Source organism: Corynebacterium sp. NML 150383 (assembly GCF_002285085.1).
GTDB lineage: Bacteria > Actinomycetota > Actinomycetes > Mycobacteriales > Mycobacteriaceae > Corynebacterium > Corynebacterium gottingense.
In genome coordinates, this window is the sequence record NZ_NSGK01000002.1 from 74,517 (window position 1) to 96,976 (window position 22,460).

General features: G+C 68.1%; 22 protein-coding genes. 15 read left to right on the forward strand and 7 right to left on the reverse strand.

Going from position 1 to position 22,460, the window contains the following annotated elements:
• Both CKJ85_RS02360 and CKJ85_RS02365 read right to left on the reverse strand, forming a co-directional pair.
• The gene (locus CKJ85_RS02360; protein WP_095553311.1) at positions 1-816 is read right to left on the reverse strand and encodes an SAM-dependent methyltransferase; all 816 of its coding nucleotides are present in this window, start codon (positions 814-816) and stop codon (positions 1-3) included.
• Complete coding sequence (locus tag CKJ85_RS02365) at positions 817-1,308, reverse strand: DUF2505 domain-containing protein (protein WP_095553312.1); 492 nt, start codon at positions 1,306-1,308, stop codon at positions 817-819. It lies immediately after the preceding gene.
• Between CKJ85_RS02365 and CKJ85_RS02370 the strand changes: the two genes are divergently transcribed.
• Positions 1,270-2,364, forward strand: a complete 1,095-nt coding sequence (locus tag CKJ85_RS02370) for a UDP-N-acetylmuramate dehydrogenase (RefSeq protein ID WP_095553471.1) — start codon at positions 1,270-1,272, stop codon at positions 2,362-2,364. The genes CKJ85_RS02365 and CKJ85_RS02370 overlap by 39 nt on opposite strands.
• Here CKJ85_RS02370 and CKJ85_RS02375 read toward each other — a convergent pair.
• Both CKJ85_RS02375 and CKJ85_RS02380 read right to left on the reverse strand, forming a co-directional pair.
• Positions 2,357-4,108 carry a long-chain-fatty-acid--CoA ligase gene (locus CKJ85_RS02375; protein WP_095537632.1) on the reverse strand — a complete coding sequence of 584 codons (1,752 nt, stop codon included), beginning with the start codon at positions 4,106-4,108 and terminating at the stop codon, positions 2,357-2,359. The two genes, CKJ85_RS02370 and CKJ85_RS02375, sit on opposite strands and share 8 nt — an antisense overlap.
• A gap of 10 nt (positions 4,109-4,118) precedes the next feature.
• Complete coding sequence (locus CKJ85_RS02380) at positions 4,119-5,933, reverse strand: long-chain-fatty-acid--CoA ligase (RefSeq protein WP_095553313.1); 1,815 nt, start codon at positions 5,931-5,933, stop codon at positions 4,119-4,121.
• A gap of 176 nt (positions 5,934-6,109) precedes the next feature.
• Here CKJ85_RS02380 and CKJ85_RS02385 point away from each other — a divergent pair, with 176 nt between their 5' ends.
• Positions 6,110-7,078 (forward strand): MinD/ParA family protein, encoded by a 969-nt coding sequence (locus CKJ85_RS02385; protein ID WP_233126920.1) that lies wholly within the window; start codon positions 6,110-6,112, stop codon positions 7,076-7,078.
• Positions 7,079-7,122: 44 nt separating this feature from the next.
• Positions 7,123-8,382, forward strand: coding sequence for a D-inositol-3-phosphate glycosyltransferase (gene mshA, locus CKJ85_RS02390; protein ID WP_095553472.1), 1,260 nt, complete (start codon positions 7,123-7,125; stop codon positions 8,380-8,382).
• On the opposite strand, the gene CKJ85_RS02395 is transcribed toward mshA, so the two are convergent.
• Complete coding sequence (locus CKJ85_RS02395) at positions 8,379-9,554, reverse strand: hypothetical protein (protein WP_095553315.1); 1,176 nt, start codon at positions 9,552-9,554, stop codon at positions 8,379-8,381. The two genes, mshA and CKJ85_RS02395, sit on opposite strands and share 4 nt — an antisense overlap.
• Before the next feature lie 86 nt (positions 9,555-9,640).
• Between CKJ85_RS02395 and CKJ85_RS02400 the strand changes: the two genes are divergently transcribed.
• The 3 genes from CKJ85_RS02400 to CKJ85_RS02410 are packed head-to-tail and all read left to right on the forward strand — an operon-like array spanning position 9,641 to position 12,396.
• A complete protein-coding gene (locus CKJ85_RS02400; protein ID WP_173783189.1) occupies positions 9,641-10,387 on the forward strand; it encodes a phosphoglyceromutase in 747 nt (248 codons plus the stop codon).
• Positions 10,388-10,405: 18 nt separating this feature from the next.
• A complete protein-coding gene (locus CKJ85_RS02405; protein ID WP_095553316.1) occupies positions 10,406-11,692 on the forward strand; it encodes a cell wall metabolism sensor histidine kinase WalK in 1,287 nt (428 codons plus the stop codon).
• Between the two features lie 14 nt (positions 11,693-11,706).
• Positions 11,707-12,396 (forward strand): response regulator transcription factor, encoded by a 690-nt coding sequence (locus tag CKJ85_RS02410; RefSeq protein ID WP_095275143.1) that lies wholly within the window; start codon positions 11,707-11,709, stop codon positions 12,394-12,396.
• Here the strand turns inward: CKJ85_RS02410 and CKJ85_RS02415 are convergent.
• Positions 12,393-13,289 (reverse strand): hypothetical protein, encoded by an 897-nt coding sequence (locus CKJ85_RS02415; protein ID WP_095553317.1) that lies wholly within the window; start codon positions 13,287-13,289, stop codon positions 12,393-12,395. The two genes, CKJ85_RS02410 and CKJ85_RS02415, sit on opposite strands and share 4 nt — an antisense overlap.
• A gap of 33 nt (positions 13,290-13,322) precedes the next feature.
• On the opposite strand from CKJ85_RS02415, the gene CKJ85_RS02420 reads away from it, so the two are divergent.
• From CKJ85_RS02420 to CKJ85_RS02440, 5 genes are all read left to right on the forward strand, one after another.
• Positions 13,323-14,279: a Ppx/GppA phosphatase family protein gene (locus CKJ85_RS02420; RefSeq protein ID WP_095553318.1), complete on the forward strand. Its 957-nt coding sequence runs from the start codon at positions 13,323-13,325 to the stop codon at positions 14,277-14,279.
• Positions 14,279-15,124 (forward strand): hypothetical protein, encoded by an 846-nt coding sequence (locus CKJ85_RS12080; protein WP_198947133.1) that lies wholly within the window; start codon positions 14,279-14,281, stop codon positions 15,122-15,124. Before CKJ85_RS02420 ends, CKJ85_RS12080 begins: the two co-directional genes overlap by 1 nt.
• Before the next feature lie 77 nt (positions 15,125-15,201).
• On the forward strand, positions 15,202-16,035 hold the full coding sequence (gene proC / locus CKJ85_RS02430) for a pyrroline-5-carboxylate reductase (RefSeq protein ID WP_095546979.1): 834 nt from the start codon (positions 15,202-15,204) through the stop codon (positions 16,033-16,035).
• 210 nt (positions 16,036-16,245) lie between these two features.
• On the forward strand, positions 16,246-16,437 hold the full coding sequence (locus tag CKJ85_RS02435; protein WP_095275138.1) for a helix-turn-helix domain-containing protein: 192 nt from the start codon (positions 16,246-16,248) through the stop codon (positions 16,435-16,437).
• Positions 16,438-16,653: 216 nt separating this feature from the next.
• A complete protein-coding gene (locus CKJ85_RS02440; protein WP_003855542.1) occupies positions 16,654-16,755 on the forward strand; it encodes a 30S ribosomal protein bS22 in 102 nt (33 codons plus the stop codon).
• A gap of 144 nt (positions 16,756-16,899) precedes the next feature.
• Here CKJ85_RS02440 and CKJ85_RS02445 read toward each other — a convergent pair whose 3' ends face one another.
• Entirely contained in the window at positions 16,900-17,952 is a 1,053-nt protein-coding gene (locus CKJ85_RS02445; RefSeq protein WP_095553319.1) for an HAD-IB family hydrolase, read from the reverse strand.
• 112 nt (positions 17,953-18,064) lie between these two features.
• Between CKJ85_RS02445 and CKJ85_RS02450 the strand changes: the two genes are divergently transcribed.
• The 4 genes from CKJ85_RS02450 to CKJ85_RS02465 all read left to right on the forward strand — a co-directional run bounded on the left by CKJ85_RS02450 (position 18,065) and on the right by CKJ85_RS02465 (position 22,446).
• Positions 18,065-18,283: a glutaredoxin family protein gene (locus CKJ85_RS02450; RefSeq protein WP_095275327.1), complete on the forward strand. Its 219-nt coding sequence runs from the start codon at positions 18,065-18,067 to the stop codon at positions 18,281-18,283.
• A gap of 57 nt (positions 18,284-18,340) precedes the next feature.
• A complete protein-coding gene (locus tag CKJ85_RS02455) occupies positions 18,341-19,666 on the forward strand; it encodes a glutamyl-tRNA reductase (protein WP_095553320.1) in 1,326 nt (441 codons plus the stop codon).
• Positions 19,666-20,550 (forward strand): hydroxymethylbilane synthase, encoded by an 885-nt coding sequence (gene hemC, locus CKJ85_RS02460; RefSeq protein WP_095537622.1) that lies wholly within the window; start codon positions 19,666-19,668, stop codon positions 20,548-20,550. Before CKJ85_RS02455 ends, hemC begins: the two co-directional genes overlap by 1 nt.
• A 171-nt stretch (positions 20,551-20,721) precedes the next feature.
• Positions 20,722-22,446, forward strand: coding sequence for a bifunctional uroporphyrinogen-III C-methyltransferase/uroporphyrinogen-III synthase (locus tag CKJ85_RS02465; RefSeq protein ID WP_095537621.1), 1,725 nt, complete (start codon positions 20,722-20,724; stop codon positions 22,444-22,446).
• Positions 22,447-22,460: the final 14 nt, after the last annotated feature.

Genomic DNA, 22,460 nt, shown 5'->3' on the forward strand with positions numbered 1-22,460 from the left:
CTAGTGTACGGCAGGGTCCACCGCCGCCCAGTCCACGGTGAGCACGTTGTCGCGCAGGGGTCGCCGCACCGGGTGGATGGGCCACCCCTTGGACACGAGTTCTTTGCGGGCCTCGCGCCAGCGCACGCGGGGCCCGTATGGGTCGAAGGGGGCGGCGTGGGCGTAGGCCGTGTTGGCGTCGGCAAGCAGCGCGTGGATCTTCTCGCCAGGGACGTTGCGGTGGATGAGGGCCTTGGGCAGGCGCTCGGCCACGTCACCCGGTTCGGCGACGTCGAAGGGGTCCCAAGCGAGGGTGAGGGAGCGGGGGCCGGTGGCGTCGAGAAGCACCCAGGTGGCGCGGCGGCCGATCTCGTCGCAGGTGCCTTCGATGAACATGCCGCCGGGGGTGAGGCGCTCGCAGACGGTCCGCCAGGCCTCATCCACCTCGGCGACGTCGTATTGGCGCAGCACGTTGAAGGCGCGCACGAGGTGGGGGCGGTAGCCGGCGAGCTCGAATCCGCCGAGCTCGAAGCGCACGCCGTCGCGTGGCGGCAGCACCCGGTCGGGGTGGATCTCCAGGCCCACGACCTGGGTAGACGGATTGACGCGCCGCAGCCAGCGGGACCACTCGACGGTGGTGGTGTGCGAGGCGCCGTAGCCCACGTCCAGCGCGAGCGGCTCCCGCGCGCCGCGCAGCAGGGAGCGGATCGCGGGGTTGTAAAAGGCCCAGCGATCACAACGGCGCAGGCGGTTGTACCCGGTGGTGCCGCGGGTGATTACTCCGTACGGCTTGCCGGGGCCGGCCTGCGCCCTGAGGTTGTGGTGGTGCGGGGAGATTTACAGGTTCTCCGCGATCCACTGTTCGGTGAGCTTGGCTTCGTTTTCCACGATCTCCTCGAGCGCCTCGGCCACCTTCGGCTCGAGTGCGGCGCCCATGAACGGGATGTCCACCTTCGCCTCGTTGTCGTAGGCCAGGGTGGTGGTGTCGCCCTCGCCGGTCATGGTGATCTCACCGGAGAAGTCAACCGGGGTGCCCTTCACGTCACCGGTGAAGGTGTGGTTGGTGGTTGCGCCGTCGAGCTTGCCGATGTTGACCACGCGCTTGAGCTTGAGGTCCTGGCTGATCATGGCCTGCGCTGCCTCGGGCAGGATGGACTTGGGCAGCACCTCAAACAGGGTGGCGGTCTCACCGGTGAACTCGTGCAGCTGGCCCGGCTCCGGGGAGAGCTTCTCCGCGATGAACTCCCAGTACGCCTGGGTGGCGTAGGCCTCGGCGACCTTCTCGGCCGGCTGGTTGATGGTTACGGTGGTTTCACTACGTGCAGTCATGCCCAACAGACTACCGTTGGTGGGGTGTCTGATTCATCTTTCGCCTCCCTGACCACGCTGCGCGTCGGCGGCACCCCCGCTGACCTGATCCGTTGCACGACCGCCGAGGAGCTCGCGGCCACCGTCGCGCGCCTGGACGCCGCGGGCACGCCACTGCTGCTCGTGGGTGGCGGTTCGAACCTGCTCGTTGCCGAAGGAGAGCTGGACCTCGTTGCGGTGGTTGCGGCGAACGAGGGCATCACGCTTCTCGACGCCCCCTCGTCCTCCTCCCGCACCACCCTGCGCATCGGCGCGGGCACCGTGTGGGACGACGTGGTCGCCTACGCGGTCGAGCGGGGCCTCGGCGGAATCGAGGCGCTTTCCGGGATCCCGGGGTCTGCGGGCGCCACCCCGGTGCAAAACGTTGGTGCGTACGGCGCGGAGATTGCCGAGGTGCTCACCCGCGTGCGCCTGTGGAACCGCGAGACAAACACCGACGAGTGGGTGCCCGCGAGCTCCTTGGATTTGGCGTACCGGTACTCCAACCTGAAGTTCACGCACCGCGCGGTCGTGCTCGAGCTGGAGATCGAGCTGGAGCGCCGCGAGCTCTCGGCCCCGCTTCGCCACCTGGGCGGCGAGCAGGTCCCGCTGGCGCAAGCGCGCGCCTCGGTGCTGGCTACGCGCCGGAAGAAGGGCATGGTGCTGGACCCGGAGGATCATGACACGTGGTCGGCCGGCTCCTTCTTCACCAACCCCGTCGTGGAGTCGGCGCTGGCCGACGCGATTGAGCGCGAGGTTGGCGAGGAGGGGATGCCGCGCTTCCCGCAGCCTGATGGCAAGGAGAAACTGTCGGCGGCCTGGCTCATTGAGCGCGCCGGGTTCCCGCGCGGTTTCCCGGGCGAGGAGGCGCCGGCGCGTTTGTCCACGAAGCACACGCTGGCCCTGACCAACCGTGGCCGGGCGACTGCGGACGATATTGCGGAGTTGGCACGGCGGGTGCAGCGTGGCGTCGAGAAGCGCTTTGGCGTGGCGCTGGTGCCCGAGCCGGTGTGGGTCGGGCTCCCCCCGCTTAGCTGAGCATGTTGAGCAGGTCGTCGCGCACCTCGCGGCGGCGGATCTTGCCCATCTGATCGCGGGCGAGCTCCTCGAAGTGGTAGAAGGTGCGCGGCACCTTGTAGCGGGTGAGGTTCTCGCGGGCGAAGTCCTTGAGCCCCTCCGGGTCGAGCGCGGCGCCGTCGCGCAGCGTGACGCAGGCGACGACGTCCTCGGAGCCGTCCTCGCGGGGGCGCCCCACCACCGCCACATCGATAACGTCGCGGTGCTTGCGCATGACTTCCTCGACCTCGGCCGGGTAGACGTTAAAGCCGCCGGTGATGATGAGCTCCTTGATGCGCGAGACCAGCTTGATAAAGCCGTCTTCCTCCATCACGCCCATGTCGCCGGTGCGGAACCAGCCGTTGTGGAAGGCCTTCTCGGTGGCTTCCTCGTTGTTGAAGTAGCCGCCGAAGACCTGCGGGCCCTTCACCAGGATCTCGCCGGGCTCGCCGAAGGGCATGTCCTCGTCCAGGTTGTCCTCGTTGGCGATGCGAATCTGTGTGTCCGGGAACGGGATGCCGATGTAGCCAGGGCGGCGGTCCTCGGTGCGCGGGTTGCCCACGATGATCGGGGAGGTTTCGGTGAGCCCGTAGCCCTCGACCAGGTGGCCGCCGGTGAGCGACTCCCATTCCTCGATGACCTCGACGGGCAGCGAGGACGCGCCGGAGAAGCCGACCTGCACCTTGGACATGTCGACGTGCTTTTCGCGCGCCGCCTTCACAATGCGCTCGAAGACGGTGGGCACGCCCGGAATGAATGTCGGCGGGCGCTTCTTCAGGGCGTTCATGATCAGGTTCATCTTCGGCGCCGGCAGCAGGTTAAGCTCGCTGCCCACCAGCATCATGAGGGTGAGGGAGAAGGTGAGGCCGTAGGCGTGGAAGAAGGGGAGGGTGGCCAGCATGCGCTGGCCCGGCTCCTGCAGTTCCTTGACCCAGGCGCGGCCCTGCACCGGGTTTGCGTGCAGGTTTTTGTGCGAGAGCACCGCGCCCTTCGGCGCGCCGGTGGTGCCGGAGGTGTACAGGATCACGGCCGGCGAGTCCGGGGTGAGCGCCTCCGGGATGTCAATGTCCGCGCCCTCGCCGCCGATGGCGGAGCCGGTGAGCGCCTCGAAGGGGACGGTGTTGGTGCACGGACCGGTGAGCTGTGCGCGCGCCTCGCGCACCTTGGGCAGTGGGATGCGCAGCGCCAGGCGCGTCTTGCGCGGCATCGCGCGCGTCATGTCCACGCTGATCACCGTCTCCAGCGGCGTGTCCGGGCGAAGCTTCTCCAGCGTGTCCGCGGTCTTGTCCCACACGATGGCGATGCGCGCGCCGTGGTCGGCGAACTGCGGGCGCAGCTCGTTGGCGGTGTAGAGCGGGTTGTGCTCAACGACGACCGCGCCAAGCAGCTGCACCGCGTAGAAGGCGACGATGTGCTGCGGGCAGTTGGGCAGCATGATGGCCACGCGGTCGCCCTCGCGCACGCCGAAGGCTTTGAGCCCGGCGGCGGCGCGGCGGACGTCGCGGTCCAGCTCCGCGAAGGTGAGCGTGCGGCCGAAGAAGGTGGCCGCCGGCTTGTTCGCGTTTTTCTCCAGGTTCTGCAGGTACATCTCCGGCAGGGTCGTGGTGCCGTATTCCAGGGAGTGGTCGGTCCACTCCGGGTAGTACTGCAGCCAGGGCTTTTCCTGGTTCGGGTCAAAGGCGGAACCGGAGTTGCCGGCGGCGGAGGTATGCACTGTGGAAGACATGCCCCACACCTTACGCTTCCGTAGCTTTCTCTACCGTAGCGGGCGATGTGGGGCTTCTGTGAACTTCTGCGCCTCGTTGCTGCCTCGTTGCTGCCCGATATGCGCCGTCCTCTTCCAACATCCGGATGAGCGTGCGCTGCACGTCCCGGCGCCGGATCTTGCCGGTCTGGTCTCGGTCCAACTCTTCGAAGTGGTAGAAGGTGCGCGGCACCTTGTACCGGGTGAGGCGCTCGCGCGCGAACTTTTTCAGCCCCTCCGGGTCGAGCGCCGCGCCGTCGCGAAGGGTGACGCAGGCGACGACGTCCTCGGATCCGTCCGCGCGGGGCCGGCCCACCGCGGCGATGTCGGTGACGTCCGGGTGCTGCCGGATCGCCTGTTCGACCTCGTCGGGGTAGACGTTGAAGCCGCCGGTGATAATGAGCTCCTTGATGCGCGCGACCAGCTTGATCCACCCGTCCGGCTCCATCACGGCCATGTCGCCGGTGCGGAACCAGTCCAGGTAGAAGGTCTTCTCGGTGGCCTCGGGGTTGTTGAGGTAGCCGGAGAACACCTGGGGGCCGCGCGCGAGGAGCTCGCCGGGCTCGCCGTCCGGCACGGTCTCCGCCGGGTTGTCCGGGTTGGCAATGCGGATCTCCGTGTTGGGGAAGGGGAGGCCGATGTAGCCGGGGCGGCGGGTGCCGTCGAGCGTGTTGCCCGCCAGAATTGGCGAGGTCTCCGTGAGCCCGTAGCCCTCGATGAGCCGGCCGCCGGTGGCCTGCTCCCACCGTTCGATGGTGTGGGCCGGGAGTGTGGACGCGCCGGAGATGGAGGTGTGGATAGAGGAGAGGTCCGCGTGGGATTCGACGGCCCAGTCGATGATCCGGTCGTACAGGGTGGGCACGCCCGGCAGGACGGTGGGCCGCGTCTTCAGGATGGCCTTCTGGTACAGCTCCGGCTTGGGCGCCGGCAGCAGCACCATCTGCGCGCCGCAGGTGAGCGGCAGCGCGTAGTTCAGCGTAAGGCCGTAGACGTGGAACATGGGCAGGATGCCCAGCACTTTTTCCTCTACCGCGCCCCAGTTTTCCAGCCAGGACACGCCCGCGGTGAGCACGGAAGTGATGTTGCGGTGGGTGAGCGGCACGCCCTTCGGCGCGCCGGTCGTGCCTGAGGTGTACAGGATCACCGCCGGGTCGTCGGCGCTGATCGGCGGCTCGCCGGCCGGTACCCCGCCGCGGCTGGCAACGTGCGCGCCGCCGCGCCCCTCCAGGAGGTCCTTCATATCGATCGTGCCGGGCGCCGGGCCGGTGAGCTGCGCGCGCTTGTCTCGGATTGGGCCGACTGGTACGGAGAGCGCGGCGCGCGTGGCCCAGGGCATCTCGTCGATCATGTTCACGGAGACGACGGTCTCAAGCGGGGTGTCTTCGGTGAGTGTGGTGAAGGTGCCCGCCTGCTTGTCAAAGACGATGGCCACCTTCGCCCCGTGGTCGATGAACTGGTCGCGCAGCTCGTAGGCGGTGTAGAGCGGGTTGTGTTCCACCACGGTTGCGCCCAGCCGTAGTACGGCGGTCAGCGCCACGACGTGCTGCGGGCAGTTCGGCAGCGCGAGCGCGACGCGGTCGCCGCGGCGCACTCCGAGCCCGGCAAGCGCGTTGGCCAGCCGGGTGACCTTCTCGTTGAGCTGCGCGTACGTCAGTGCCTTGCCCATGAACCACGTGGCGTCGCGCTGCGGGGTGGCGGCCACGTTGGCATTGAACATGCTGACCAGGGTGTCGCTGCCCAGCCTAGGGTGCGGGTCCGTCCACTCCGCGTACTGCTGGATCCAGGCCTTCTCGTCGGATGCGCTCACCGTCACTCCTTAGTTATAGTGAAATAAGTAGACGCGAGTATAACCTACGCAACCGTAACTTTGGGAAGTTTTGCCCTTGGAACATCCTCCGAAACGCATTCGCGTTGCACGCTTCCCCCACCTGCCTTAGGCTTGGTGCCCACACGTTCAGGGGGAACAATTCAAGGGGGATTTCTGTGACCACGCTCAGTGACGGCCCAATCGAGCTCGTCCCGCCACAAGCGCTCGACCACTCCAACCTGGTCGATCCCGTCAAAGCGCCGCCAAAACGCGGCTGGCGCAAACTCGTCCACACCGCCACGCGCGGCCGGATCAACCCCGGCGGCTCGCGCAAGGAGCTCGAGCACGAGCAGCTTATCGACGCCATCCGCGCACCCCTCCGCGGCGACTACCGCATCGCCGTGATGAGCCTCAAGGGCGGCGTGGGCAAGACCACGACGACCGTGGCCCTTGGCGGCATCTTCGCCGAGACCCGCGGCGACCGCGTCATTGCTATCGACGCCAACCCGGACCTGGGCACGCTCGCCCAGCGCGCCGCGGCGACTACCCCGGCGACCATCCGCGACCTGCTCGCCGCGCCGGACACCTCGCGCTACCCGCAGGTGCGCGCCTACACCAACCAGTCCAGCTCCCGGCTCGAGGTGATCGGCTCCGAGCGCGACCCCGCCGTCTCCGAGGCGTTCTCCGAGCTGGACTACCGCCGCTCCATCGACATCCTGCAGCACCACTACAACGTCATCCTCACCGACTGCGGCACCGGACTGATGCACTCCGCCATGGCGGGTGTGCTGGACCTGGCCAACGCGCTCGTGCTGGTTACCTCGCCGGCGCTCGACGGTGCCCAGTCCGCCGCCGCCACGCTCGACTGGCTCAACCTCCACGGCTACGACCAACTCGCGGCCAACTCCACCGTGGTCATCTCGGCGGCCGCGCCGGGCAAGCCCACCATTGATACGGACAAGCTCGCTGCGCACTTCGCGTCGCGCACCCGCGCCGTGCATGCAATCCCGTACGACCGGCACCTCGCCGAGGGGGCAGTGGTGGACCTGGACCGCCTGGCGGCGCCCACCAAGTGCGCCTACCAGTACCTCGCGGCCGACGTGGCCAGCGACTTCAGCGCCTGGCACAAGCACGCCGCCTACTAGGTACGCGTGCTGCATTACCCTGGGGCGCTATGGATGCAGATGCACTGCGCGTGGGAATGATCTCCATGCACACCTCGCCCCTGGAACAGCCCGGCGTGGGCGATGCCGGCGGCATGAACGTGTACACCTTTAACGTGGCAAAGGGGCTCGCGCGCCAGGGTGTCCAGGTGGACGTGTACACCCGCGCGACCCGCCCCAGCCAGGGCGAGGTGGTTGAAGTGTGCGAAAACTTCCGGGTGATCAACATCGTCGCCGGCCCCTACGAGGGGTTGCACAAGGAGGAACTGCCCACGCAGCTCGCCGCGTTCGCGGGCGGTGTCGTCCAGTTCACGCGCGCCCACGACCTGCGCTACGACCTCATCCATTCCCACTACTGGCTCTCAGGCCAGGTCGGCTGGCTACTCGCAGACTTGGCTGGCATCCCGCTCGTGTACACGGGGCACACGTGGGCGGCGGTGAAGAACGCGGCGTCGAGTAGCAGCTCCGAGGGCGAGGCCCGCCGCATCTGCGAGCAGCAGCTGGTGGACAACGCGGACACCCTTGTGGTGAACACCCGCGACGAGATCGACCAGCTTTCGCGCCACTACGACGTGGACCCCTGCAAGATCAGCGTGGTCACCCCGGGCGCGGACACTGAGCTGTTCACGCCGGGCACGAACCGCAACACGGAGCTGGCGCGCCGCCAGCTGGGCATCCCGCTGCACGCCAAGGTCGTCGCGTTCGTGGGGCGACTGCAGGACTTTAAGGGGCCGCAGGTGCTCATTCGGGCGCTTGGCGAGCTGCACCGGGCGCACCCGGAGGTGCCGTTGCGGGCGATTATCTGCGGCGGGGCGTCGGGAAGCGGCACGAGCGTGGAGCGCTACCGCGAACTCGCGCGCGAGGAGGGCCTCGGCCGTCTCGTACGTTTCCTCGGCCCCCGCCCGCCGGAGGAGCTGGTGTCCATCTACCAGGCGGCGGACGTCGTCGCCGTGCCCAGCTACAACGAGTCGTTCGGCCTGGTCGCGGTCGAGGCGCAGGCCACCGGCACCCCCGTCGTCGCCGCGCGCGTGGGCGGGCTGCCGCTCGCGGTGGCGGAGGGGGAGACCGGGGTGCTCGTGGATGGTCACGAGCCCGCCAGCTGGGCCGAGGCGCTCGGGGCATTGCTTGACGACGACCCCCTGCGCATCCCCATGGGCGAAGCCGCCGTCGCGCACGCCGCCATGTTTAGCTGGCAGGAGAGCGCGAAGGCGCTGGTCGGCGTCTACGAGCGGACGATCGCCGAGTTCGAGCCCGGGCTGGACGACCGCCGCGCCATCGGCGGCTAGTGCGGGCGGCCCTGCCCGAGGACGTCGTTGATCAGGTAGTTCGCCCCAGTGACCGCGAGCTGCTGGGCGTGGTGGTCAGCCGCCGCGCCGGCCATGTTTGCCACTTCTTGCGCGCTCTCCACGGAGTTCACCTGGCCCGCGCGCTGTGCCAGCGTGTTCGCATCCTGCTGCGCGACGGCGACCGACTTGTCCCAGGCCTCCTTCGGCGTGGAGATCTCCACCTCCGGGTTCTCCTCTTGGATTGTGTTCATGACCTGGTCGAACTCCTGATTCAGCGAGGTGTAGTCCGCGTGCGGGGCCGTCGACTGCTCCAGCGTGAACTCCTCGTTGACGTGTCCGTCGGGCACGCCGTAGGCGTCCTCGATGATGCGGTCCGCCGGCTGGGCCTTGCCCAGCGGGCCGATGCCCATGGAGGTGACGCCGATGACGGCGCCGTCGTTCGGGTCGTAGTTGATGCCGCCGGAGTCGCCGCCCTGGTAGTTCAGGCCCCAGGAGTAGACGCCGTTGCGGCTGCGGCCGATCTGCGTTCCGCAGGAGCGGCCGGACGTCGCGCCGTCCTTACAGATGGGCTGGCCGAAGTTGTCCGTGCTGAACTGGTTCACCGGCAGGGTGGGGTAGTCGCGGATGCTGCGCAGCTGCACGGGGGCACTCACCGGGGCGCCGGCCGCGTTGCTGGATTGGGAGATGCTGGTGGCGGGCACGGAATCGTCGATAAGCACGACGCCCCAGTCGTCGGTGTTGACGGTGTCCCAGAAGAACTCGTGCGGCCAGAAGGTGTGCTCGTACTCGGTGGGCTTGTGGGCGGCTTTGCGCTCGCCGATGCGCGGGTATTTGCCGGCGACGGGGACGGTGGCCTCGGTGCTAAACGTCGGGGTTTCGTTGTCCTGGAGCACGCAGTGGCCGGCGATAAGGAGGACGCGCTCGCCGCGGATCGTGCCGCTCGGGCCCTGGGAGCAGGACGCCACGCTGGCCTCAGGTGGGATGGTGATGTGCCCGTTGGCCGCACCCTCGAGCGGCATCTCGGTCTGCGGCTCCTGCGGGAAGACGCGGAACGCGCCGCCGGGTGCTACCAGCGCGGGCTCCTGCGCCGTAGCGGGGGCGGCGAAAGTTGCGGCGAGTGCTGCGGCGGAAAGCGCTACGGCCACGACTTTACGGGTGCGGGCGAGCTTCATAAGTCCTCCTCGAATGGTGGTTTAAAAGGTCTGTCTATGAGAGTACGTGAACGCATGCTGAACGGAATCGTGGCATGCTGGGAACCATGAGCAACGGAAAGCTAATTCTTGTCCGTCACGGGCAAAGCGAGTGGAACAAGTCCAATCAATTCACCGGCTGGGTCGACGTGAACCTGACCGAGCAGGGTGAGCAGGAAGCAATTAACGCAGGCAAGCTCATGGCCGAGCAGAACGTGCTGCCCGACATGGTGTTCACCTCCCTGTTGCGCCGCGCGATCCGCACCGCAAACCTGGCGCTCAACGCGGCTGACCGTCACTGGATCCCGGTGGAGCGCAACTGGCGTCTCAACGAGCGCCACTACGGCAAGCTGCAGGGCCTGAACAAGGCTGAGATCCGCGACGAGTACGGCGAGGAGCAGTTCATGACCTGGCGCCGCTCCTACGGCACCCCGCCGCCGGAGATCGACCCGGAGAACGAGTACTCCCAGACCCACGACCCGCGCTACGCCTTCCTCCCGGAGGTGCCGCGCACCGAGTGCCTCAAGGATGTTGTCGAGCGCTTCCTGCCGTACTACGTCGACGTCATCCTGCCGCAGGTGCTCGAAGGCAAGACCGTGATGATCGCCGCGCACGGCAACTCCCTGCGCGCGCTGGTCAAGTACCTGGACAACATTTCGGACGAAGACATTGCCGGGCTGAACATCCCGACCGGCATGCCGCTGGTCTACGAGATTGACGCGGACGGCAAGGTCCTCAACCCGGGCGGCACCTACCTGGACCCGGAGGCCGCCGCTGCCGGCGCCGCTGCCGTGGCAAACCAGGGGCAGAAGTAAGACCCTAAAGTTGTCTGCATGACCCCACTTATCGCCTTTTTCCTGGGCATCGCAGTCGCCGCGCTCGCCGCTCCACTCCTGCGGCGGGCGCTGCGTTGGCGCGAGCGCAACCGGGAGTACACGGCGGAGTCGGAGCCGCAGGCAAGCTCGATCAGCCAGATGTATCACCTGGCTATTCAGGGCTCCCCCACGGGTATCGCCGTCATGGAGCGCTCGGGGCGCGTCACGCTTTCCAACGCTCGCGCCCACGACATGTCCGTCGTGCACGACGGCACCGTGAACCCCGAGGTGTGGGCGGTGGCCGAGGAGGTCTTCGACGACCAAGAGGAGCACATCCTCGCCCTCGCCCTCCCGCAGCGCGCAACGGGCAGCCGGATTCGGAACGTGCGCGCCGTGATTAAGCCGCTCACGCTCACCCAGAACTCGTACGCCGTGGTCTACGTCACCGACGAATCCGAGAACGTGCGGATGGAAAACGCGCGCCGCGACTTCGTGGCCAACGTCTCCCACGAGCTGAAAACGCCGGTCGGCGGCATGGCGCTGCTTGCAGAGGCGCTCATGGAAGACCCCACGGACGCGGACATGGTCACCTACTTTGGCGCGAAGCTGCAAAAGGAAGCCCACCGGATGGGGGAGATGATCACAGACCTGATCTCCCTGTCCAAGCTGCAGGGCGCGGAGGCGCTCCCGGACATGAGCCCGGTGCGGGTGGACGAGATTATTGACGACGCAATCGAGCGCAACCACGTCGGCGCGGAAAACCGCTCGATCGAGCTCATCCGCGGGGAACGCACCGGGCTGCGCGTGATGGGGGACCGCCCCCTGCTCACCGCGGCCGTGTCCAACCTCGTTTCCAACGCGGTGAACTACTCGCCCGACGGCAAGCCGGTGAGCATCACCCAGAAGGTGGTGCGCGGCAACGTCCTGTACCTGCGCGTGACCGACCGCGGTATCGGCATCGCCCCCGAGGACCAGAAGCGCGTCTTCGAGCGCTTTTACCGGGTGGACAAGGCCCGTTCGCGCTCCACGGGCGGGACCGGCCTGGGCTTGGCCATTGTGAAGCACGTGGTGGCAAACCACGGGGGTAACATCAAACTATGGTCCCGGCCCGGAACGGGATCGACGTTCACCATTGAGCTGCCGATCTTCGACCCGGAGCAGGCCGCGGAGCGCGCGGAGCTCGAGCGCGCGGCCGCCGAATCGGAAGCGGCGGGCGAGCCAGCAGTGACGGCCAAGGGGCAGCCGAAGTCGGGCACGAACACCCCGGTGCGTAACGTCATGCGTCGAGTGAAAGCCAATAAGTAGGAAAGGGAAGACCTGTGACAACCATCCTGATCGTTGAAGACGAAGAATCTTTGGCTGATCCCCTGGCCTACCTCCTGCAAAAGGAAGGCTTTGACACGCTCGTGGCACAGGACGGGCCCAGCGCACTCGACCAGTTCGGCGACAACGACGTGGACCTGGTCCTCCTGGACCTCATGCTGCCGGGCATGTCCGGCACCGAGGTGTGCAAGTCGCTGCGCTCCGTCTCCTCGGTCCCGATCATCATGGTCACCGCCCGCGACACGGAGATTGACAAGGTCGTGGGCCTGGAGCTCGGCGCCGACGACTACGTGACCAAGCCGTACTCAACCCGCGAGCTCATCGCCCGCATCCGCGCCGTGCTGCGCCGCGGTGGCGAGACGGAGGAGGCGAAGCCGGCCGAGCAGGAGGTCCTCGTTGGCGGCCGCGTCAAGATGGACATTGAGCGGCACACAGTGCTTATCGACGGCACGCCCGTCCCCATGCCCCTCAAGGAGTTCGACCTCCTGGAGTACCTGATGCGCAACGCCGGCCGCGTCCTCACCCGCGGCCAGCTCATCGACCGGATCTGGGGCGCGGACTACGTCGGCGACACGAAGACGCTCGACGTCCACGTCAAGCGCCTGCGCACCAAGATCGAGGCGGAGCCGTCCAAGCCGAAGCTGCTGGTCACGGTCCGCGGCCTGGGCTACAAGTTCGAGGGCTAAGCCTGCTTCCGGGCCGCCGGGTGAACCGCTTTCGTCTCGGCGGGCAGCGCCGCGCGCGCCGCGCAGTGCTCCGCCACGATCTCGTAGGGCTTCTCGCCGATCAGCGCGGTGAGCTCGTCCTTCATGGACTGCCACACCGGCGTCGCCGAGCCGCTTCCGGTGGGGGTGTGGCAGCTGGGGGCGCTGGTGCACCACCAGTCGAAGTCCTCGCCGCCCCCGCCCCACTGGCGCCGGTCGTACTCTCCGATGGTGGTGCGCAGAATCTCCTCGCCGTCGGAGCGCTCCTCGTACTCGTCCTCGCGCGAGAACGGCACCTGCCAGCACACTTCCGGCTTGGAGCCGATGATGTTGCGGCCCTCCGCCATCGCCCACTGGTGCAGGGCGCACCCCGGCCCCGTCCCCTCCTTTGAACGGTTGGCAAAGATGCACGCGCCGTCGACCACGCGGGTCTTAATGTGCGGCCCGTCGTCCTCTTCCTCAGTGTCGTCCCATTCCAGCCACGGCTCCAGGATGGTCGGGTCGGCGTTGGCGATGTAGGAGTCGGTCTCGGCGGGCCGCAGCTGCCAGTACTTCGCCGGCATTTCCGCAACGGCGTTGTAGAGGTCGTCGCGGTCCGACTCGTCCGAGAGGTACGCGCCGTGGATGCAGCAGCCGACCACGGGGAAGCTCTCATCAATGCCCAGGCACTCGGGCGTGCCAAACCGGCACGACCAGGTGGATTCCAGCCAGGTCAGGTCGAGGCTGAAGTAGTGGGTGGGGTCGTCGGGGTGGACGAACTCGAACCATTCGTGCGGGAAGTCTGGGCGGGTTTCGTGCCCGGCCAGGATGGACTTTCCGGCCGGCGAGTCTGCGGGGAAACCGAGAAAAACTTGGTTCGAAGCTGGCTGATTCACACCTCAACACGGTAGACCCATTACCCTAGTGGTGTGCGATTAGGTGTATTAGATGTTGGCAGCAATACCGTCCACCTCGTGGCGGTAGATGCCCAGTCCGGCGGCCGCCCGACCCCGATGAGCGATTGGAAGCAGCCCCTGCGACTTGTGGAGCAGCTGGACGCGGACGGCAATATCGAGGACAAGGGCGTGAGCAAGCTTATCGACGCCGTGCAAGAGGCCAAGGACCTCTCCGACAAGCTCAAGTGCGATGAGTTGCTCGCGTTTGCCACCTCGGCGGTGCGCTCGGCGACTAACTCGGACGCGGTGCTGAAGAAGGTGGAGAAGAAGACCGGCGTGCAGCTGCGGGTCATCTCCGGCGAGGAAGAAGCTCGCTCCACCTTCCAAGCAGTCCGCCGCTGGTACGGCTGGTCCGCCGGTCGCATCACCAACCTGGACATCGGCGGCGGCTCCCTTGAGCTGTCCACCGGCACCGAAGAGGTGCCGGACCTGGCCGTGTCGCTCAACCTGGGTGCCGGCCGCCTGACCCACGAGTGGTTCGACACCGACCCGCCGGAGCGCAAGAAGATTAATGCGCTGCGCGATTTTATCGACGCCGAGCTCGCCGGCCCGGCCGACGAGTTCCGCGCGCTTGGCGAGGCCGGCCTGGCCGTCGGCACCTCCAAGACGTTCCGCTCCCTGGCCCGCCTCACGGGCGCCGCGCCCTCCTCGGCCGGGCCGTACGTGCAGCGCACACTCACCGCCCCGGGGCTGCGCCAGCTCATCGCCTTCATTTCCCGCATGACAGCGGCGGACCGCGCGGAGCTCGAGGGCATCAACTCGGACCGCTCCCACCAGATTGTCGCGGGTGCCCTGGTGGCCGAAGCCGCGATGCGTGCACTTAATCTTGATAAGTTAGAGATCTGTCCTTGGGCGTTGCGCGAAGGCGTCATTCTGAAGCGGATTGACCAGGGACTTGCCCCAGGAGATGACGAAGGAGACAACGCCTAATGTCTGAGGAACGGCAGCTGACCGTTGCGGAGCTTCTTGCCCGGGCCCAGCAGGACAACCCCGAGGCAGGCAAGCGCCGTCGGCGTCGCCGCAGCTTGGAAGACGGCGGCGTGTCTGTCGCGGAGCTCACCGGGTCCCTGAAGAAGGTCGAGGCGCGCCCGCCAGAGTCGAAGCACTCGAACGTGCCTATCGACGCACCCCCGCAGCCCCCCAAGGACGCGAAGCCGACCGGCGCTTCCGCCCCCGTCGAGGTGGTGAAGGTTTCGCCGGAGCCGGCGGAGCCGAAGCAGCCCGCGGAGCCGAAGCAGCCCGCGGAGCCGAAGGCGCCGTCCGCGGGCGACACCGCCGTCCTGCGGAAGGTCCCCGACGCGTCCGCCCCGAAGGTGGAGCCCAAGGCGGCCCCGAAAACTGAGCCCCAGGCTGCTGGCGCGTCGCGTCCGGTGCGTACCGAAGACACGTCGCAGATCCCGGTCGTCGCGCCGGAGCCGTCGGCAACCGCGCCCGTCGAGCCGCGCGAGGAGCGCCCCGTCGAGCCGGCACCGCCTGTCCAGTCGCCGGAAGCAGCGGAGGCAGCGGAGGTGGACGAGCCGGTTGACGAGGGCGTCAACCCCATCGTCCTGGTCCTGCTGGTGTTCGTCGGCGTCCTGCTCGGCGTGCTCGGCTTCCTCGCCTTCCAGTGGATCTGGGCGCACATGTCCACCATCCTCGCCGCGATCCTGGGCGTGGTCGCCGTTCTCGCCGTCATCTTCGGCGTGCGCGCGATGCGCACCGGCAAGGACGCGCTGACCGTCACAATGGCGGGCATTGCCGCCGTGGTCATGGCATTTGGGCCGGCGCTGATCTAGACGCCCCCCGCAGTACAAACCCTCCACTGAGCCCTCCACTGAGCGCAACTGCCGGTGGAGGGTTTAGTCTGTCCACCATGGAATCCACGACTGCACCCACGTTCCAGGGCAAGATTGCCATCCTCGGCGCCGGCAGTATCGGCGAGGCCCTGCTGTCCGGCCTGGTGGCCAGCGGCATCGACCCCAAACAGATCACGGCCACGAACCGCACGGCGGCGCGCCGCGACGAGCTCGCCGACCGCTACGGCGTCAACGTCACCGACGACAACAACGGCGCCGTCTCCGAATCGCAGGTGGCGTTCCTGTGCGTGAAGCCGGGCCAGATCCTCGGCCTCATCGAGGACATCAGCACCGACATCGCCGATTCCGACTCCGCTACGGTGCTGGTCTCCATGGCCGCGGGCATCTCGCTGCAGGCGATGGAGGAGGCCGTCTCGGCCGCGGGCACCCCGATCGTGCGCGTGATGCCCAACACCCCGATGCTGGTGGGCAAGGGCGTGCTCGCCGCGGCGTTCGGCCGCTTCGTTGACGACGAGCAGCACGCCGCGATCAGCGAGCTGCTCTCCGCGGCCGGCAAGCTCGTCGAGGTCAAGGAGAAGCAGATGGATGCGGTCACCGCGCTCTCGGGCTCCGGCCCCGCCTATTTCTTCCTGGTCGCAGAGGCGCTTGTCGACGCCGGCGTGTCCCTCGGCCTGCCCCGCGACCTCGCCACCGAGCTCGCTTCCGCCACGGCCGCCGGCGCCGGCGCGATGCTGGAGGGGGAGCAGACGCCGACCGAGCTGCGGGCCGGGGTGTCCTCGCCGGCCGGGACGACGGTGGCGGCCATCCGGGAGCTCGAGGAGTCCGGGCTGCGCGGCGCGTTCTACCGGGCGACGGAGGCCTGCGCGAACCGTTCCGCGGAGATCGGGTGATGGTGTGTGGGGGTGGGTGTGGCGTCGATAGGCACCCTGCGTCCCACTCTTCACACCAATGACGCGGCGTCTCTGGGGACTCACAGAAAAATTTTGGCACTCAGGTCGCATTCGGCCCTGGTTTCACGATAGTCTGGTTCAGGCACGTGCGTGTTCGTCCTGTGGGAGGGGAAGCCTACAGCGCGACCGTGCTGAAGGGTTAAGTATTTTATGGCAAACGAAGACAAAGGTAAGTTCCTGACAGTCGCAGAGGTCGCAGAGATCATGCGCGTCTCCAAGATGACGGTGTACCGCCTCGTGCACTCCGGCGAGCTGCCGGCCGTGCGCGTGGGTCGGTCGTTCCGTGTGAACGAGGGCGCGGTGAATGAGTACCTGGAGTCCTCCGTCTACGACGTGGGATAACGCCCTTGCGTTGCAACCGGCGCCGCTCGCTTCCAGTCAAGGCGGGTGGCGCCGGATTTTTTGGTCGGACACGCGGCGGGCTGTATGCTGTCAACCATTGATGTCGGCGCACGCCCTGCGGAGTGTGCACCTCACGCCGGCCCGTTCGCCCCGCTTGGCGGGGTGGCGGTCGCGCTGACAGGCACTGTACGTACACCAAGGAAACGAGGAAGCCCCATGGGTTCTGTGATCAAGAAGCGCCGCAAGCGCATGTCCAAGAAGAAGCACCGCAAGATGCTGCGCCGCACCCGCGTTCAGCGTCGTAAGCTGGGCAAGTAGGCCTTGCCGGCCCGCACCCGTTCCCGTTGGGGCGGGTGCTTTTTCGTGCCCGCGCACCTGTGCCGGGTGGGGTGCGGCCTAGCTGACGAAGACCGGATGACGAAGATGCGAGAGGTTAGTCGCATCTTCGTCATGGCCGTCTCGTCATCCTTCAGGAGCCGCATCAGTATGGTCGGCGCCCCGCCTCGCCGCGGCCACACCCGCCACACCGGCAACCGTGACCGCACCCGCAACGCCCAGCGCCACGCGGCTGCGCGCCAGCTTGCGCAGCGGCCGGTACTCGCGCACCGCCCACCCGGCTGCGCGGGCGTGGCGGCGCAGCGCCCGGTCCGGGTTCACCGCCACCGGCACCCCGACCATGCCGAGCATGGGCAGGTCATTGATGCTGTCCGAATAGGCCGTGCATTTGTCCAGGTCAAGGCGCTGGATCGCGGCAAGCGCCGCCACCGCGTGCTTCTTGCCGGGGCCGTGCAGGATGTCGCCGACCAGCCGCCCCGTGAACACCCCGTCCTGCTCCTCCGCGACGGTGCCCAGCGCGCCGGTGAAGCCGAGCCGCTTCGCCAGCGCCTGGCCGATCTGCACGGGCGTGGCGGAGACCAGCCACACCTGCTGGCCCGCGGCGATGTGCATGCTGGCCAGCTCGATCGTGTCCTGGTACGCCTTGTCCAGCATCTGGCGCTCCACGATCTCCTGGCACAGCGCCTTAAGCTCGTCGACGCGCTTGCCTTTCACAATCCCCAGCGCCTGCTCGCGCCCCGCGGCGATGTCCGAGTGGCTCTCCGCACCGCGCAGCCGGTACCGGATCTGCTTGAGCAGGGCCGGGAACAGCTCGCCGGCGGTGATGAAGCGCCGTCTCGCCAGCCCCTCGGCGAGCAGGATGAGCGAGGAGCCCTGGATGAGGGTGTTGTCCACGTCAAAGAACGCGGCGGCCTCGGTGTCCTGCGGCACGTCCGGGTCCGGCGGGGTGATGGTGGGGGTGCCGGCGGTGTTGAAGGCGCCGCCGACGGAGTCGATGCCGAGCGAGAAATCGTCGATAGTCAGCCCGAACGTTTCCTCGATGGCGGCCGCCGCGGCGGCTTCGCCGGCAGTGCGTTGGGCGGAGGCGTCGAGCGGGGGCAGGGCGAGTTCCTCCAGGAAGCGCCGGAAGTTTCCGTGGGAGACGGACCAGTACGCGAGCAGATCGCGGTGTTCGGTCATGTCCTGCCTTTCGCGGTCGGGGGTGCGCGTGAGATAGCTTGGAACTTTGGAATATCGTACCGCTTGGGTTTCCGTGGAGAGGGAGTGACCAAACGTGAAGAGGGTCGAGCTCATGGTGCGCGAGGGCTGCGGGTCGTGCGACCGCGTCGCCGCGCAAATCCGCCCGCTCGTGGCAGAGTGCGGCGCGGAGCTTTCGCTTATCGACGTCGACGCCAACCCCGACAACGCCGCCGAGTACGGTGACCGCGTCCCCGTCGTGGTGATCGACGGCGAGGAGTTCGCCTGCTGGGAGGTAGACTCGGACGACCTCGTCGCGGAACTCAGGTCGTAGCGGGGTATCCTTTAGTTTGATTTTTTCTGGATTTGGCTGGATTGCTGGAGTGATTGTGTGAGTGTGCTCGTCGTAGGGATGTCGCACCGTTCTGCGCCGGTGGCGCTGCTGGAGCGGCTGAGTATGGACGAGACGGTGCAGCACGACACGGCGACGGCGCTGGTGTCCCGGCCCGCACTGACGGAAGCGATGATCATCTCCACCTGCAACCGTCTCGAGGTCTACACCGTGGCTACCGCCTTCCACGCCGGGGTCGAGGACGTGCTGCACGTGCTCGCGGACGTCTCGGGCGTGCCCGAGGCGGAGCTGCGCGGCTACCTCTACGTGCGCTACGCCGACGCCGCTGCGGAGCACATGTTTACCGTGGCCGCGGGGCTGGACTCCATGGTGGTGGGGGAGCAGCAGATCATCGGCCAGGTGCGCTCCGCCTACTCGGACGCCGCCGAGCGCGGCACCGTCGGCCCGGCCCTGCACTCGCTGGCGCAGACCGCACTGCACACCGGCAAGCGCGTGCACAGCGAGACTGCGATTGATGATTCCGGCGCGTCCATGGTCACGCTCGGCCTGGACCAGGCCATGCGCGAGATGGAACGAGAGGACTTCTCCGGCACCACCGCCCTGGTCCTGGGGGCGGGCGCGATGAGCTCGCTGGCCGCCACCCACCTGGGCAAGCGCGGCGTGGACAAGCTGATCATTGCGAACCGGACGCGCTCGCGCGCTGAGCGCGTGGCCGAGCACGCCCGGGAGGCGGGCGTTGCCGCGGAGGTCGTGGACTTCAACGCCCGCGCCGGCGCCATCGGTCGGGCGGACATCACCGTCTCCGCCACGGCGTCGGACGACTTCACCATCACCCCCGAGGACCTGTCCGGCCCGACCGTGCTGGTGGACCTTTCCCTGCCGCGCGACATCGATGACGCCGTCACCGAGCGCGACGGCGTGCGTCTGATCAACATCGAGTCACTGCGCGCGACGTTGCGCGACAACGACAGCGAGGATTCCCGCGCGCTGCAGCAGGCGGAGGCCATCGTGCGCGAGGAGGTCGAGGAGTTCAGCTCGGAGCAGCGCGTCCGCGACGTCGCGCCGGCGGTGACGCGGCTGCGCAAGACGGCCGCGGAGGTGCAGGCGCAGGAGCTCGAACGGCTGCGCACGCGCCTGCCCAACCTCTCCGAGGAGGAGTTTGACCAGGTTGGTAGGGCGGTGAAGCGTGTCGTCGATAAGCTTCTGCACACGCCGACGGTGAAGATTAAGGAGCTCGCCGCATCCTCCGAGACGGTGAGTGTAGAAATGGCGATCGAGGAGCTGTTCGGGCTCGGGCGATCCTCGGTGGCGGTGGACGCGCAGCGCCTGCCGCGGCCGGACGAACTGCAGGCGAAGGAGAACTGATGCTCAAGATTGGTACACGCGGGTCCCACCTGGCCACCACGCAGGCTGGCCACGTGCGCGACGCGCTGATCGCGGGCGGCGCTGAGGCGGAACTGCATATCGTGACCACCGCCGGCGACCTGAATATGTCGCCCGTCGAGCGCATCGGCGTCGGCGTGTTCACCACCGCGCTTCGCGACGCCCTCGCGTCCGGCGAAGTTGACGTGGCCGTCCACTCGTTCAAGGACCTCCCCACGGCTGGCGACGCCCGCCTCCACCTCGTCACCCCGGAGCGCGAGGACAACCGCGAAGCGCTCATCGCGCGCGACGGGCTGACGCTCGCGCAGCTGCCGCAGGGCGCCAAGGTGGGCACCTCGGCGCCGCGGCGCGTCTCGCAGCTGCGGTCGCTGCGCCCCGACCTGGACATTCGCCCGCTCCGCGGCAACATTGAGACCCGCATGAGCTACGTCGAGCGCGGCGAGCTGGACGCGATCATCCTCGCCTACGCGGGGCTGTGCCGCGGCGGGTACGCCGAGCGCGCCACCGAGGTGTTCGGCCCGGCCACACTCATGCCTGCCCCGGCGCAGGGTGCGCTGGCAGTGGAGTGCCGGGCGGACGACGCGGCGACGCGCGCAGCGCTCGACGCACTTGTCAGTGCGGAGGCGACCGCGTGCGCCGCCGCCGAGCGCCAGGTGCTGGCCACCCTCGAGGCGGGCTGCACCGCCCCGGTCGCGGCGTACGCGGAACTGGGGGAGCACGGCGCGCTGACGCTCCACGCTGGCGTCTTCGCCGTGGACGGCTCCGCGCAGCTGGTGGAGACGTTGACCGGCACCGATGCCGCGGCGCTGGGGCGCGAGGCCGCCGAGAAGCTGCTCGAGCGCGGGGCCGCGGACATCATGGAGTAAGACGCGGGTTTGGTTTTCGGGCCGCTTCCATCTTAAGGTGTAACTACCATACGTCGGATTGCCCCGGCGCAACTGGGTCCCATGGGGAGGGCGCGCCTTGCTGCGCGCAGCCCGCACTGAGCGTCCTGTTGCGCCGAGGCTACTGTTTTGCGCCTTAGAAAAGATCGTTCTATGACATTGCCCTCGCTTACGCCCCCACCGGGGAAGGTCATCTTCGTCGGTGCAGGCCCGGGCAACCCTGATCTGCTTACCGTCCGCGCACGCGAGGTGATGGAAACTAATTCTATCGCCCTCGTTGATCCGGACGTCGCTCAGGGTGCCCGAGACGTCGTCGCCGCTAAACTGCCTGTTCCCAAGGCTAAAATGCAGGCCGCCGACGAGGCGTACGCGCGCATGGTCGCGGAAGCGAAGGAAGCGGGTGCGCGCCGAAAGCCGCCGCGCCCGGACGACCCGACCGCGGCCGAGGTAGAGGAGCTCGCGCTGTCCGCCGACACCATCGTGGAGGCCGTGCAGCGCGCCCTGGGTGAGGCCGCAGCGTCCATCGAGCGCGGCGAGGCCGGAGACGGCGACGTGGTCCGCCTGGTCCGCGGCAACCCGCTGACCCGCGACGCGGTGATGGAGGAGATCTCCGCCGTCGCCGCCGCGGGCATCGAGTTCCAGGTCGTGCCGGGCATGAGCCTGCCGTCCACGGTGCCGTCGTTTGCGGGCATCGCGCTCGGCTCCACCTACACCGAGGCGGACCTGACCTCCGGTATCGAAGGCATCGATTTTGACCAGCTGGCGTCCGCGCCGCAGCCGCTGGTGCTGCAGGCGGAGCAGGAGCAGCTGGCCGAGATCGCCGACGCGCTCATGGAACGCGGCTTCGGACCGTCCACGCCGGTCGCGGTGACGACCCACGGCACGACGCGCCTGCAGCGCACCGTCGACGCCACCCTGGAAACCCTGGGCAAGCTGGACGCCGACCTGCCCGGATCCCTCGTGGTCACGCTCGGCGCGGTGGCGGATGACCGCTCGAAGTACTCGTGGTGGGAGAACCGCCCCCTCTACGGCTGGCGCGTCCTCGTGCCGCGCGCGAAGGAGCAGGCCGGGCCGATGAACGCCCGCCTGAGCTCCTACGGCGCGATCCCGCAGTCCGTCCCCACCATTTCTATGGAGCCGCCGCGCAACCCGGCGCAGATGGACCGCGCGATCAAGGGCATCGTGGAGGGCCGCTACCAGTGGGTCCTCTTCACCTCCGTCAACGCCGTGAACGCGGTGTGGAAGAAGTTTGCGCAGCTGGGCCTGGACGCCCGCTCCTTCGCCGGCGTCCACCTGGGCGCGGTGGGGCAGAAGACGGCGGACGCGCTGCGCGCCCGCGGCATGTTCCCCGAGCTGGTACCGCACCGCACGAAGCAGAACGCGGCCGGGATGGTGGAGATCTTCCCCGAGTACGTCGAGGACATCGACCCCGTCAGCCGCGTGCTGCTGCCGCGCGCCGACCTCGGCTCCGACCTGCTCGTCGACGGCCTGAAGGAGAAGGGCTGGGAGGTCGACGACGTGGTGGCGTACCGCACGGTGCGCGCCGCCCCGCCGGCGCCCGAGACCCGCGACCTGATTAAGACGGGCGGCTTCGACGCCGTCTGCTTCACCTCCGCGTCCACGGTGAAGAACCTCGTGGGCATTGCGGGCAAGCCACACCAGCGCACCATCATCGCCTGCATCGGCCCGAGCACCGCGGCCGAGGCGAAAGAGCAGGGGCTGCGCGTGGACGTGGTGCCCGAGGTGGCAGACGTGCCTTCGCTTATCGACGCCCTCGCGAACCACGTTGCCAACCTGCGTGCCGCCGGCCAGCTCCCGCCCCCGCGGAAGAAGCGCCGCACCCGCCGCAAGCCCGTGGCCAAAGCGTCCGGCGAGTAGGTACGCACGGCCAC